Origin of the sequence: Sporosarcina sp. FSL K6-6792, assembly GCF_038004885.1 — a bacterium.
In the GTDB taxonomy this organism is placed as follows: Bacteria; Bacillota; Bacilli; order Bacillales_A; family Planococcaceae; genus Sporosarcina; species Sporosarcina psychrophila.
This window is the reverse complement of the sequence record NZ_JBBOSA010000001.1, coordinates 4,212,757-4,227,329: the sequence shown is the minus strand read 5'-3', so window position 1 is coordinate 4,227,329 and position 14,573 is coordinate 4,212,757. Positions and strand designations below refer to the sequence as shown.

Sequence of the window (14,573 nt, the reverse complement as noted above, 5' to 3'; positions counted from 1 at the left end):
TTAAATTCATACAATAATAAGCTTATTCAAATTATTCCATATTTACGGTGTGATAGGAATGGTCCTTTTTACCTAAATAAGATGAATGCTTGACTTGATAATAACGTTAGAGAGAAAAGGGGTAGAGCTATGAACATTGTACTATCAACATTAAACGCAAAATATATCCATACAAATTTAGCCATTCGCTGCTTAAAAACTTATGCAATGCCAGAGTACAGTCCGGTCATTGCAGAGTACACAATTAAAGATCCGACCATGAATATTGTATCAGATTTATATCAAAAAATGCCGAATGTTGTCGGTTTTAGTTTATATATTTGGAACATTGAAGAAACAATAAAAGTGATGCGTATGCTAAAAAAAGTAAAACCTGACGTGAAAATTATCGCCGGTGGCCCCGAAGTAACATACGATTACGATTACTGGTTAGAACGTGTACCCGAAATTGATGTCATTGTGATCGGAGAAGGAGAACGAACATTTAAACATCTACTTGACGTCTATGCGGGGAAGGAAGACATAGCGGCTGTCCAAGGGATTGCCTATAGAGAAAGGGAACAACTGAAGATTACGGCGCCTGGGCCAAAACTAGATTTACGGGAACTTCCTTCCCCTTTCCAATTTGCAGAGGACATACCCGAGCTGGGCAAAAGAGTGACCTATATTGAAACAAGCCGCGGCTGTCCTTTTTCCTGTCAATTCTGTCTATCCTCTATTGAAGTAGGCGTCCGCTATTTCAACCGGGATGCCATTAAGGAGGATATCCGGTATTTGATGGCCAACGGTGCAAAAACAATCAAGTTTGTCGATCGCACATTCAATATTAGCAGAAGCTATGCGATGGAAATGTTCCAATTCTTGATTGATGAACATGTATCAGGCACTGTGTTCCAGTTTGAAATAACGGGAGATATTATGCGTCCTGAAGTCATCCAATTTCTAAATGATAATGCACCAGCAGGACTATTCAGATTTGAAATTGGAGTTCAATCAACAAACGATTTAACAAATGAATTAGTCCAGCGCCGCCAAAATTTCGAAAAACTTTCCCGTACCGTAATGATGGTAAAAGAAGGTGGGAAGATTGACCAACATTTGGACTTGATTGCTGGCCTACCCGAAGAAGATTATAATTCTTTCCGAAAAACATTCAATGAGGTTTTTGCAATGAGGCCAGAAGAGATGCAGCTAGGCTTCCTTAAGTTACTCCGTGGAACTGGCTTACGTATACAAGCCGAACAATATGGCTATCAGTTTATCGACGAAGCACCTTATGAAATATTTTCAAATAACGTATTGACGTTTGATGATATCCTGCGAATCAAACAGACCGAGGATGTTCTAGAAAAGTATTGGAACGACAACCGATTACCGCGAACGGTGGAATATCTTGTATCAGAAGTCTTTGAAACGCCATTTGATTTCTTCCAACAATTCGGCTCCTACTGGGAGAATCAAGGTTGGTCCAGAATCGGACATCAGTTGGAAGACTTATTCATACGCTTGAATGACTTCCTAATGAAAGATGGACGTGCCGATATGGATATCACACGCAGTCTACTAAAAATTGATTACCTTGCACACCATAAGTTCCAACCGCGCAAAGTTTGGTGGATTGAGGATATGCCAGTTGAAGAACGCTCTACTATCGAACAGGCATTGCTCGAAAACCCAACTTTATTAGGAGAACGTTTCAGTTCTTTACGTTTGAATAACCGAAATATCCGTAAGCAAACGTTCATCACACCGATTGCTGTTCAACCTGAAGATGTAGAAATTGGTATTGTACAAAAGGCTGCTGGCTATCTTATCACCGTCTTCAGACATGATGATACCCCGTTCTTTATGTTCCTAGAGCAATCAGGAAAAGCGCAAGGCGCCTTCTAGACGCGACAGGCATAAGTCGATCTAAGGGAAGGCAGTCTAAGATCGCGACATGCAGTCGTTGCCGCATAGCTGGATTGCTTATGACCCGAGCGGCTGGCGCCTGGAGCTAGACACTATTCTAAATCAAAAAAATATACTTTCTTATCTTTTGAAAAAGGCTGTCCCAATTTAAACTTGGGACAGCCTTTTTATTAACCAATAATTACCCTTTCTTTCGGGTAATGATATTTCAATTTCTTTGTTTTTCCTCCTAATGTAAAGAGGAACGAAATAAGCCCGACCCGTCCAATGAACATTAGTAACATAATAATCACTTTCCCAGTTACAGAAAGATCCGATGTGATACCAAGTGACATACCACATGTCCCGAAAGCTGATGTTATTTCAAACAGCAGTGCAATGACCGGCACACCGGGTTCTGTAATAAGTAGAATAAGGAGTGCCGTCATAACCATCACCAACGCCAAAATAATGACAGCATAAGAACGGAACACATCTATCAGTTTTATTTGCCGTTTAAAGACATTAATGACTTGATTACCGCGAGCAAAGTTTATAAGAAACAGCACTGCAATCGCGAATGTCGTCGTCCGAATTCCGCCGCCTACCGAACTTGGCGATGCACCTATAAACATCAGCGAACTGATGAAAATGTCCGTCGCTTCGCTAAATTTCGTCACATCATACGTTGTTAGTCCTCCTGATCTGGATGACACTGAATGGAATAACGCCGTAAATAGTTTCTCATGCCATGCCATCCCTTTGAACGAATGCATAGATTCCAAAATGAAAATCATAACTGCCCCGAAAACAAGTAAAAATCCAAACGTCGCTGTCGTTATTTTTGTGAATAAAGAAAAACGAAAATGAGGCACTTTTTTTGAAAAATAACTTTTCACTTCGATAAGAACCGGAAAACCGATGGCACCGAGGATAATTAGAATCATCGTTAATGTCTGAACGAAGTAATCATTGAAATACTGCGCGAGTGAAGTTTCTGCAATAGTAAAGCCCGCGTTCGTTGTCGCGGATACAGACATGAACATCCCGTTAAGAAGTGCTTCGCTAAATGTATCATAAAACCGCATAATATAAGCTGTAAATATAAGCCCACCGATGATTTCAATTAATAATATTATTTTAATAATTTCCTTGATTAGATGAACAAGTCCTGCAAGGTTATATTGATTATGTTCGACCATGATTAGTTGCCTTTCTCGTAAACCAATCCGCTTCTTAACAAGGAGCCAAAAAAATGTCCCTATCGACATAATTCCAATTCCACCAATTTGCAAAACAAGCATAAGCATACAAATGCCAAAAACCGAATAAGTACTTCCGATGCTGATGGGCGCCAGTCCAGTAACACTTACGGCACTTACAGCTGTAAACAAGCTGTCAATGAAACTTATCTTTACTCCAGGCAAGTATACTCCAGGCAAATTCATCAGTAGTAATGAAAAGGCGATGGCCAGAAAATAATAAAACACTATAACTTGTGCAGGTGTGAACCTGCGTAAATTCTCACGATTGAATTTCAACCAGTTCACCGTTCCTTTCACCAATAATATGGTGTCGTACCTATTTTAGAGAAGTCGCATGAAAAAGGAAAGGACGAATTTGATAAAAATAGAAAAGCAGCCATGCAATCACATAGCTGCTTTTCATATTATGCTTTCTTTTTGTTATTTCTAACCCCAGCCAAGTAGCCACTTAGCGCTATTCCAACAAGAACAATCCAGAATGTCACTTGCCATAAAGTTGAATGTGGGAAGCTTTCATCGAGGATTCCCAAGCCTGGATGTGACAGTGTAAGCACAGCCAATTTGACACCGACCCATCCAACAATAAGAAATGCTGCTGTTTCCAAGGTAGGAAACTTTTGCAGAAGAACAACGAATTGACGTGCAGCAAATCGCATGATCACTAAGCCAATAATACCACCCAATAACATGACGATGAATTGTCCACCGTTAATGCCACCTATATCGAAGTTACCAAGCTTAGGCAACGTTACAGCAAGTGCAACCGCCGCCAACATCGAATCGAGCGCAAATGCGATATCCGCAAGTTCGACTTTCACAACAGTCATCCAAAAACCAGACTGCTTACGTTTTTTAGCATCAGGATGTGTATCCTCACCTTTTCGCTGATCAATAATATTCTTAATGGAAATGAACAATAAGTAGATTGCTCCGAGTGCTTGAATTTGCCAAATATTCACTAGGAACGTAATCATGAACAAAGCTGCAAAGCGGAAGACAAACGCTCCTAATAAACCGTAAAAAAGTGCTTTCCTTTGCTGTTCACGTGGTAAATGCTTGACCATGACCGCCATAACAACGGCATTATCTGCTGCCAGTAATCCTTCTAGCACGATAAGTACAACGAGTACCCATGCATATTCCAATAATATTGCTTCCAAATCGATTCCCCCTGTTTTTTTGCAAAATAAAAGAGACCCTCACCTAATAAAAGGCAAAGGTCTCGCTAAGTCGGAATTTTAGTTTTGCAAAAATCCAGCTATCATAACCGATGGCAAAAGCCATGTATTGACGACTATGAAATAGGTTTCCCTATAGCTACTCCCCCTTGACATAAAGTCAAAAGTTATTAAGTTCGGGTTCTTTTGTTTGATTATACCATAGTTGGTCAAAAAGTAAATATTATTACCCGATTTTTATATGATAATCGCTATTTTTCTTATTCTTTTCATAAAATGCGGTCATGGATGGAATCGAGGCTAGGAAATCAGCACAGTGTATGCCGCTTCCTTGCAGTAGCTCCTCTGCAACTGTCGTATCGAAAGTGGCATCCCACATCATATAATCCAGTGTTTCCGCCTCCACGCCAAGTCTACGCTGTAAGCGGATTGAGGCAAGACCTCTTTCCGCAAGAAGCCGCGGCAATCTGCCTTTAGGCTTTTTGCCGGTCAATTCAACGACCATTGCGCAGTAAATCTCTTCAATCGGGTGCGGTGTAGGATCCGTTAAATGAACCGTTTTACCAGTAGCTCCTATGTGATTGGATAAATACACTGAAGCCTCGATTATATAATCAATCGGCACAACATTTATGCATGCCTTCGTTTTCCCCACATAAGGAATAATTGGCATCCATCGCAATTTATCGATCATATTCATAAAGAAATATGGCCCATCAAACTTAATTGTCTCCCCAGTTTTCGAGTGGCCTCGTACAATTCCAGGTCGGATAATAGTCACGGCTGCCTCCTTCTTCAGTTCTTCCACAAGTAGTTCCGCTTCAAATTTGGTTTCTTCATAATGATTTTTAAAAGAAGTCGGACGAATCAGCTCAGTTTCAAGCAACTTACCCTCTCGTTTTCCTGCAACATACGCTGTACTAAAATACACGAACCGCTCAATAGAAGAATGAGTCCGGACAAATTCAATCACTTGTCTCGTCCCCTCAACATTTACCTCCCGAGCAATTTCAGCTTTTACCGCGAGATCATATATGGCGGCGAGATGCCACACAGTTAACTTGTCCTCGTGCAAATCTTTAATCGTCTGCTGCGCCATCCCAAGTCCTGGTTGCGTAATATCCCCGACCAGAATTTCAAACGGAAAAGTAACATTCATTTCTCTCATAATAGATGAAGCTTTTTCCTTTGCGAGACCAGCTTGGCTAGATTGAACGACTACGTAAACCTTCTTCACTTCTCCAACACGTACCAATTCTTTTATCAATTGCGTAGCTATAAATCCAGGAAAGCCGGTAAAAAAATGAGTTCGCATATAATCCCCCCCTTATTTTGAGTATAACATTTGATTTAGACTGTTAGAAGAATATTCTGTTTACTGCCCGAATGGTTCCCTTAGAATAGTTATGATTGGACGTCTGTTGATTAACCATTTTCTTGCATAAAGAGCAGGTAAGAAATGCTTGAAGAACACCGTTTCACCGGATCATTTCCAGTCCGCTTTTGGCGAACTATTCATGACAACTTTACCGAGGGGCAAGTGTGGGTAGGAATGACTTCGTCATTCCTACCCACACTCTTTTCAGTAATCCTGTTACGACTAGTTGCTTGTGACGTTCCTACAACGTTCAAGTGAAAAATACAGCTGTTTTAGAAAAAAAGAATAGATGACTTTTTATAAGGTTATAAGTGCCCGAAGATACAATTTCGGGCACTCCTGCACTTTGTACAATGTGTTCCTTGCTTACTTTTAGTAAAGTGTACGCGTCTTATCATGCGATGAACTATAAGTAAGTGACTCTTCCTTAACTAAAAAAGACAAGACTATGGAGAAGACTTCAGCCGCCAAAATTGCATCTTTGGCGGCTATTATCCAGATAAGCAGCCCCGCTATTTTTTCGTCCCGAAAAGCTTTAGCACTTTGTGTACGTATCCATTTGGATAGCGACGGATGAATAAGCACCATACGATTACCGAAAAAATGTGTAGGAATGCGACGAAGTCGCATTCCTACACATAAAGACATCTCGGTAATCGTATAGAGGTCGTTCAATCCAAGCAATCCAAATATACTGTACACGTAGCGCCTGCTGTTTGATTAAGTTATTTACTGGTTGTTTTTGGTTAATCAACACATGTGTTATGATTGTTAACTTTGAGTTTATTACCGTCATGAAAAACTCAACAATTAAAAGAACCTCCCAATAAAGGGAGGCTCTACGGTTATTTACTTTCGACTGCACGTTTTCTCGTTTGTCGATCAAATAAGCTATAAATGATTGGTACAATATACAACGTGAACAAGGTCGAACTAAGTAATCCACCGATAACTGCAATTCCCATCGGTTGATTCATCTCGGTTCCTTCACCAATACCCAGCGCAAGAGGTAATAAGCCAAGAATAGTCGTCAGTGCAGTCATCAGGATCGGACGTAAACGATCCCTGGCCGAGGCAATAATAGCATCATATGAGCTGAGTCCCGCTTCTTTTCGTTGATTAATATAATCAACCAGGACAATCCCATTGTTGACCACGATACCAACGAGGACGAGAATCCCGATTATTGCTGTGACACTGATTGGCGTACTTGTCAGGAAGAGGCCTAACCCTACTCCAATGATCATAAGTGGCACAGAGAACATAATGACAAATGGGTATTTAAATGATTCGAACTGTGCCGCCATGACAATGTAGACAAGTACAACGGCTAGTAGTATCGCCATGACCATATCATCAATCGCACTTTCGAATAACTCTCTGTCACCGCCAAATGTTAGGTCAATTTCTTCCGGCAACTTAAGCCTGTCAATTGTATCATTCACTTTAGCCGTCATATCACCAAGTGATTGAGACGATTCATACTTCATAGTAAATGTTACCGAGTGCGCTTGATCGACTCGTTGGATAGAAACGGGCCCTTCCGCAATTTCGATTTTAGCAACTTCCCCAAGTCTCACAAATGTACCTGTTGGAGTACGGAGTTCCAATTTTTTTAACTGGTCCATACTGTTACGGAACTTCTTATCGTATTTCACATAGACACCGAACACTTCGTCGTTTTTCCCGATAATCTGTGTAGCTAATGAACCACGAGTCACACTGTTTACTGTTTGTGCAATTTGATAAGGCGCCAGTCCATTGTTAGATGCTTTTTGGCGGTCCACTTCAATTTGGATTTCTTGAACAGTATTTTGAAGATTATTTGTCACTTCCGTTACGGAATCAAGTTCGACCAGTTCATTGTTCAAGTTTGTAACTGCTTCGTTCAGACGTTCTTCGTCAGTATCCTTCAATGAGAATGTCAACGTATTCGGACTTGAACCCGCTGCTGTCTGCATCACGAAGCCTATTTTGGCAGCGTCACCTACAGTTTTCAACACTTTGGGTTGCACATCATCTACGAATTTAAAGATCGAGCGTTCCCTTTCCGCAAGTGGTACAAGTTTGACGGATATTTCTGCAATATTAGCTTTAGATGTACCTTGCGCGATATCCTGTTGCGTTCCACCAACAAGACTAACGTATACTTCCACATCATGCTCGTCTTTCAATTGCGCTTCAATTCGTTTTACTACTTCATCTGTCGCATCTGAAGATGAACCGTTTGGTAACTTCACTGTAATGCTGACAAATCCCTCATCAGTCGCTGGCAAGAATTCTGTTCCGACCTTAGTTAAAGCAAAACTACTTAACACCAGCACAATTAGTGTAGTTAACAGGACAACAGAACGATGTTTCAGTGCCCACTTCACCGATCTTTCAAAGTTATTCAATCCTTTTGAGCGGCGTCTCCGAGCTGCTATATTTTTCGTCGGTTTCTTTAGCATACGGCTCGCCATCATGGGTACAACCGTCAATGCAACAACGAGTGATGCGAATAAACTAAAGGAAATTGTCAAGGCAAATTCCGTGAAAATCTGTCCGATTAATCCGCTGATGAAAATAACTGGGACAAAAACGGCAAGCGTTGTTAACGTTGACGCAATAATGGCACCGCCAATTTCCTTCGAACCTTCAGAGGCTGCAATTTGCGGATCCTTCCCCATAGCAAGATGTCGCTCAATATTTTCAATGACGACAATCGAGTTATCAACTAGCATCCCTATACCAAGCGCAAGCGCACCAAGAGTCATAATATTAAGCGAGAAATCAGCAAAATACATTAGAACAAATGTCACAATGACCGAATATGGAATGGCAATACCAATAATAATTGGACTTTTTATGCCACGCAGGAAGAAGAACAATACAAGCATTGCGAAAATACCGCCTAAAATAAGCGACTGTCCAATATTTCCTATGGCAAGTTTTACATAATCCCCTTGGTCAAATAAAATATCTGACTCGACACCTTTGAATTCTTCTTTTTCCAACAGATTGTCAAGAGCCTCTTTGAAGGCGGTCGACACATCCGCTGTATTTGCACCGGATTCTCGCAACACGGACATCAGAACAGCCTGCTGGTCATTTGCACGCGTTTCTGTGGCAGACTCTGCTTCGACAAGTGCAACATCCGCCACATCTGCAATTGTTACTGTAGCGCCATTTAACGGATTCGCACCAATCGCGATACTCCGAATGTCGGATATGGTCATTAATGTACTGACAATACGGGTTGTGAGTTGCTTGCCATCCACCGTTTTAATTGGTTCACCAGGCATAGACACATTGTTTGCTTGAATCATCTTGACGATATCGGCTTGTTCAAGGCCATTCGCTACGAGTTTGTTCTGATCCATAATGATTTGTACTTCTTCTATCAATTGACCCGAAACGGAAACACTTGCTACGCCTTTCGTCCGGCGTAATTCAGTTTCTAGCTGATCCGCAATTTTCCGGATATCTGTATCATCCGCAGTTGCACGCAGTGACAATTGAATAACCGGGAACTGGGACGGATCAAATTTCATAAAACGTGGTTTTGTGGCACCTTCTGGGACTGGAATTTGATCTACCCTTTGCAGAATATCGAGCTGGACATCATCGATTTTCGTTGACCAGTCAAACATAAGTAAGATGAAATTGGCGCCCTCCTGCGAGGTGGATTGCATTGATTTCAATCCAGGCGCAGTCGAAAGACTCGCTTCGAGTGGTTTTGTTATTTTCTCGCTCACTTCTGCCGGAGATGCACCTGGATAACTTGTCACAACGACAGCAATCGGCGGATTCAATTCCGGTATTAGCGTCACTGGAATACGAAAGAATGATACCGCCCCTAAAATGATGATAAGAAACATAATGACAATCGTAAATACGGGCCTTTTTATAGAAAAATCACTAATTTTCATGGACACGTTCCTTTCTTTATTGGAAAAGCGGAAGGCGCCGCCTAGCCCCGACAGGCATAAGTGATAAAGGAAATCAGTCTAAGAACGCGACGTCCTGTCGCAACAAGGAGGGATGTAGTTCAATCCCTCCCCGCTGCGTACCTCACATCCTGTAAGCCTCCGAGTGGTTGACGCCCGGAGTCTAGACAACGACCAAAGTAGAAAAAATCGGTATTTTCTTATCTTTTAAAAAAGCTTCACTCCATTAATCATAATGAAACATGGTGTCGACTTCAAACGGGAGCGCCTAAAGCTTTGGTAACGGACTTAATTAATATCCTTCAACTGTTCGTAAATGATAAGAAAACCCGACAGGACGGATAGACCGTCTTGCCGGGTTTTTAAATTATAATTGGCTATATAATTCGATTTCCGGATACTTATCATGGAACCAACGCATTGCAAAATCGTTTTCAAATAAGAATACACGTTTGTCGTGGCGATCTTTTACTAGCATTGCTCGTTGCCCTGCCATCGATTCTTTGACGTCACTTTCGTTGACAATCCAGCGCGCAACTTTCGAACCGACGTGCTCCATGCGCACTTCGACGTTATACTCATTCTTCATTCGGTGCTCGAACACTTCAAATTGAAGTTGACCAACTGCACCTAAAAGTACTTCCTCAGTATGGAGCGTCCGGTAATACTGAATTGCTCCCTCTTGCACAAGCTGAAGAATTCCTTTATGGAAATGTTTAGACTTCATAACGTTTTTCGCTGTTACCCGAACAAAGAGTTCCGGTGTAAACTGTGGTAAGGCATCGAATAGGAAGTTTGATTTACCACCGATTACCGTATCCCCGATTTGGTAGTTACCTGTATCGTGAAGGCCAATAATATCACCAGCTACCGCTTCCTCCACTATTTCACGATCATCCGCAAGGAACTGCGTTGTCTGTGTCAGTTTGAATGTCCTGGAAATACGCGGAACCGTTACAGTCATTCCACGTTCGAATGCACCTGAAACAATACGAACGAATGCGATTCTATCACGGTGCATCGGATTCATATTCGCTTGAATTTTGAAGATAAAACCTGAAAACTCTTCCGAATACGGATCGATTTCTGTTTTATCTTTTGTTATTCGTGGTTGTGGTGGTGGTGAAAACTGTAAAAACGTTTCCAAAAATGTCTGCACACCAAAGTTTGTCAATGCACTGCCGAAAAATACAGGTGTCAGTTCACCTATTGCTATTTTCTCTTCATCAAAATCATTGCCTGCTTCGTTAAGAAGTAGAACGTCTTCAAGTGCTTGCTTATAATATGATGTTTCCATCATTGGATGTGGTTCTGCAAGCCCTCCGTCTTCATTGATCGCAAGAAAACGCTTGTCATCGTCGACCCGTACCTGTTCAACACGGTTGTTAAAACGATCGTAAATACCAAGGAACTCTTTACCCATTCCAATTGGCCAGTTCATCGCGTAAGACTGGATACCAAGCACTTCTTCCAATTCTTCCATCAGTTCAAGCGGTTCTTTCCCTTGACGGTCCATTTTATTAATGAACGTGAAGATTGGAATCCCACGCATACGGCATACTTTGAATAATTTAATCGTCTGTGGCTCGATTCCTTTTGCTGAATCGACCATCATGACAGCCGCATCGACGGCCATAAGTGTACGATATGTGTCTTCACTGAAATCTTCGTGTCCCGGTGTATCCAAGATGTTAACGCGCTTACCATCGTAATCGAATTGCATGACGGATGATGTTACCGAAATTCCACGTTGCTTCTCAATTTCCATCCAGTCAGAAGTTGCGAATTTTCCTGATTTCTTACCTTTTACTGTTCCGGCATCGCGGATTGCACCACCGAAATAGAGTAGTTTTTCTGTGATTGTCGTTTTCCCGGCATCCGGGTGAGAAATAATTGCAAACGTCCGGCGGGATGCAATTTCTTCATGTATTGGTTTGTCCATTATATATTGTCTCCTTCTGTTCTCTTTTCTTAGCATAGACACATTGGATGAGGATTTCAACAGTTTTTCATCAGAATTAAGTAACTATATATATTGAATTAAAGAATACCCCCGAAGCCGCTCCGGCGCTTAGGGGATGCCTCCCGCCATAAGCCAGGGCACTGAAAAAGTACAATCCCCTTCAATCCCGTTGATTTCCGTTCCGAGCGGACGCTTTCCGCGGGCACGGCTTCAGCCTCCTCGTCACTGCGTTCCTGCGGGGTCTTCAGCTCGCGCTGTTCCCGCCGGAGTCGCCGCTCTTCACTACAATCAACTAGTTCTTACTATAAAAAAGAACTTTTTCAGTGGCTTCCCATAAGCCAGGCAGCTTCGCCGCCAGTCTTACGGCTCCGGCTATCCCTGTAAGGCGCCGCTCAATATACATAGGTATAGCATTCCCCACGAGTATGGGGCAAAATAGCGTTGCTGGAGAACATAGATTGGGGTTTATTCAAGGTAATATGGATAGACACCGGTTGGCATTTTCAACATACAACAAGGAACCCCCTCAACCAATTTCCAGTTGAAAGCAGGTTCCTTCTGTTGCACACCTGCTTTCAAACATTCTCTCCCACTCTTACAGAAAACCATGTTTTTTAAATTCCTCTAATAACGGTTCATTTAACACTCTAAACTCAAAATCAAGATGCATGTCTGCCATCCAATTCAAATCAATCCTACGTAACTTAAATATTGCTCGATTATCGTCCGGGAAAAAAAGTTCTATCTGACATCTGCAATCAAATCGCTGGTCGACATTTTTTATTTTACCAGCTGTCACTCCATCCACATGTAAATTCAACCTTAACTTGTCAAATAAAATGGCAACTGCTAAATCATGACTATCATTACACCATTCAATTTCCTCTTTCGTTAAACAAAAGGACTGACACCAATACGAATAGCTAGCTTTACCATATTGACTAAAAAAGTTAAAATCACCACGATTAAAATAGAAAGAACTTTGCGCCCTCAACGTTTTATCAATTTCTTTATTGGTAAAAATAATGTAATCCTTACCCGAATTTGAGATCAAAGACTTTGGCATGGAGTAAAATGCCAAGTTTAATACAAAGCGTTCCACAGATCTGACAACTCCTTAATAAGTTATATAATAGTGCGTGCGTTCCACAATCATTTTTGTGCTTTTTTCATCAATTAGTATTAGGTGTCAAAATATCTTTTCAAGCGGGCATAATAGGATTCAAACCGAAAAAATTAATTAGATTTCAGGTCGAATACACCCTATCTCTGAAAATAGTTTCAGTAAGGATGACTTATTTTAGTAGTCAATAAAAATATGTTTTCAACAACAGTGAAACGACCTTTCTTTAGAAAAGTATAAGCACCTTGTCTTGGATAAAGAATCGAAGCTTAAAGTGCGACCCCTTGTAGCGGCAAAGTATAATAAATAAAGAGCCGTCCCACAACAGGACGACTCCCTTCCCAATCATCTTTCAACAAAACCTGTACCAAATTTCTTCTCTGCCTCTACCAGCGCAATCTCTGCGTCTGAGTGTGGGTATTTCGTAGAGCCGATAATTTGATAATCCTCATGCCCTTTACCAGCGAAAATGATAATGTCATCACGCTCTGCAACCGCTATTGCATGGCGCACTGCTTCCGGCCGGTCACCAATACATGCATACTGATTATGCCTCATACCCACTTCCAACTCTGCAAGGATTGATTCATATGGCTCGTCCCGTGGATCGTCCGTCGTTAAGATTACATAATCTGCGACGGATGCTTTATCTGCCATAATCGGACGTTTTATCCGATCACGGTTGCCACCCGTACCAATGACGAATATTAGACGACTTCCTTCCTTCTTATAAGGAAGAACTGCATCAATCGCTTTTTCAATAGCATCAGGTGAATGCGCATAATCCACATACATTGTAATCGGCAATTCTGTCGGTACTTGTTCCATACGCCCTTTAACAGCTGAAATCTTCCCTAGATAGTTAATAACATCTTCAGTCATCATTCCTTTGGCATACAAAGTAGCGATGACCGCGAGCGCATTATAGACACTGAATTCACCAATGAGGCTCATGTCAACTCGGAATTCACCATCGGGCGCAGTAAGCCTGAATGTCGTACCATTTGCCCGTAGCTCAATATCCGATCCACGAAAAACGGCTTCATTTTGGATACCGTATGTCAAAACTGGATAAGAAGTCATTTCCAGCAGCTTGTTGCTCCATTCATCGTCTGCATTGACAACGGCAAATTTACGCTTTTCCAAGTCTTGTCCTAGCTGAGAAAACAACAATCCTTTCGCCTGACCATAATTGTCCATTGTCCCATGATAATCGAGATGATCATGCGTTAGATTTGTAAAAACAGCGATGTCAAATTCCGTACCAGCCAAACGACCTTCCACTAGACCATGTGACGATACTTCCATCGTCATTGTTGTACATCCTTCATCCGCTGCACGGGTAATCATCCCTTGTGTAGTCAATACATCAGCCGTCGTGTTCTCAGTCTCATAAAGGGTTCCATCTAAATCGAAACCGATTGTTCCAGTAACGGCGGATTTCTCACCCGCCCGCTGAAGAATCGCTTGGATGATGCCACTGACACTCGTCTTGCCGTTCGTACCCGTTACCCCAATCATCGTCATCCGCTTCGATGGATAATCGTAAAAACGGGACGCCAACAAGCTGATAGCCCGTGACGTATTTTCAACCATTACAACCGCGACTTTTTCCAAATCGACATCGACTTGCTTCGAAGCAACGATCACCCTTGCTCCATTGTCCACGGCTTTCCCAACGTAATTATGGCCATCTACCGTAAATCCTTCGATACAGACGAAAATTCCTCCTGCATTGACCGCGCGCGAATCAATCGCGATATCCGTCACAGTCGGTGGAACCGCTCCTGCTACCCGTTTGACAGGTAACATTGAAAGTAACTTTTCCGTTTCCATTAAACCCCTCC

At 41.8% G+C, this 14,573-nt stretch carries 9 protein-coding genes; 1 reads left to right on the top strand and 8 read right to left on the bottom strand.

Features of this window, described 5'->3' with window-relative positions:
- Positions 1 to 129 precede the first annotated feature (129 nt).
- Complete coding sequence (locus MKZ26_RS20260; RefSeq protein WP_340740470.1) at positions 130 to 1,890, top strand: B12-binding domain-containing radical SAM protein; 1,761 nt, start codon at positions 130 to 132, stop codon at positions 1,888 to 1,890.
- Between the two features lie 191 nt (positions 1,891 to 2,081).
- On the opposite strand, the gene MKZ26_RS20255 is transcribed toward MKZ26_RS20260, so the two are convergent.
- From MKZ26_RS20255 to MKZ26_RS20220, 8 genes are all read right to left on the bottom strand, one after another.
- Positions 2,082 to 3,431 carry a TrkH family potassium uptake protein gene (locus MKZ26_RS20255; protein WP_067214027.1) on the bottom strand — a complete coding sequence of 450 codons (1,350 nt, stop codon included), beginning with the start codon at positions 3,429 to 3,431 and terminating at the stop codon, positions 2,082 to 2,084.
- Between the two features lie 128 nt (positions 3,432 to 3,559).
- Positions 3,560 to 4,315, bottom strand: coding sequence for a TerC family protein (locus tag MKZ26_RS20250; protein WP_340767366.1), 756 nt, complete (start codon positions 4,313 to 4,315; stop codon positions 3,560 to 3,562).
- A gap of 244 nt (positions 4,316 to 4,559) precedes the next feature.
- The gene (locus MKZ26_RS20245) at positions 4,560 to 5,648 is read right to left on the bottom strand and encodes an SDR family oxidoreductase (RefSeq protein WP_340767365.1); all 1,089 of its coding nucleotides are present in this window, start codon (positions 5,646 to 5,648) and stop codon (positions 4,560 to 4,562) included.
- Between the two features lie 435 nt (positions 5,649 to 6,083).
- Positions 6,084 to 6,413, bottom strand: a complete 330-nt coding sequence (locus MKZ26_RS20240; protein ID WP_340767364.1) for a hypothetical protein — start codon at positions 6,411 to 6,413, stop codon at positions 6,084 to 6,086.
- Positions 6,414 to 6,556: 143 nt separating this feature from the next.
- Entirely contained in the window at positions 6,557 to 9,622 is a 3,066-nt protein-coding gene (locus MKZ26_RS20235; RefSeq protein WP_340767363.1) for an efflux RND transporter permease subunit, read from the bottom strand.
- Between the two features lie 385 nt (positions 9,623 to 10,007).
- Positions 10,008 to 11,582 carry a peptide chain release factor 3 gene (locus MKZ26_RS20230; RefSeq protein ID WP_340767362.1) on the bottom strand — a complete coding sequence of 525 codons (1,575 nt, stop codon included), beginning with the start codon at positions 11,580 to 11,582 and terminating at the stop codon, positions 10,008 to 10,010.
- A gap of 616 nt (positions 11,583 to 12,198) precedes the next feature.
- Positions 12,199 to 12,705 (bottom strand): hypothetical protein, encoded by a 507-nt coding sequence (locus MKZ26_RS20225; protein WP_340767361.1) that lies wholly within the window; start codon positions 12,703 to 12,705, stop codon positions 12,199 to 12,201.
- 366 nt (positions 12,706 to 13,071) lie between these two features.
- Positions 13,072 to 14,562, bottom strand: coding sequence for a UDP-N-acetylmuramoyl-L-alanyl-D-glutamate--2,6-diaminopimelate ligase (locus tag MKZ26_RS20220; protein ID WP_340767360.1), 1,491 nt, complete (start codon positions 14,560 to 14,562; stop codon positions 13,072 to 13,074).
- Positions 14,563 to 14,573 lie beyond the last annotated feature (11 nt).

Excerpts from the sequence above, each read along its gene's own strand:
- MKZ26_RS20260 (WP_340740470.1), top strand. The coding sequence starts at position 130 with ATGAACATTGTACTATCAACATTAAACGCAAAATATATCCATACAAAT.
- MKZ26_RS20245 (WP_340767365.1), bottom strand. The coding sequence starts at position 5,648 with ATGCGAACTCATTTTTTTACCGGCTTTCCTGGATTTATAGCTACGCAA.
- MKZ26_RS20235 (WP_340767363.1), bottom strand. The coding sequence starts at position 9,622 with ATGAAAATTAGTGATTTTTCTATAAAAAGGCCCGTATTTACGATTGTC.
- MKZ26_RS20230 (WP_340767362.1), bottom strand. The coding sequence starts at position 11,582 with ATGGACAAACCAATACATGAAGAAATTGCATCCCGCCGGACGTTTGCA.
- MKZ26_RS20220 (WP_340767360.1), bottom strand. The coding sequence starts at position 14,562 with ATGGAAACGGAAAAGTTACTTTCAATGTTACCTGTCAAACGGGTAGCA.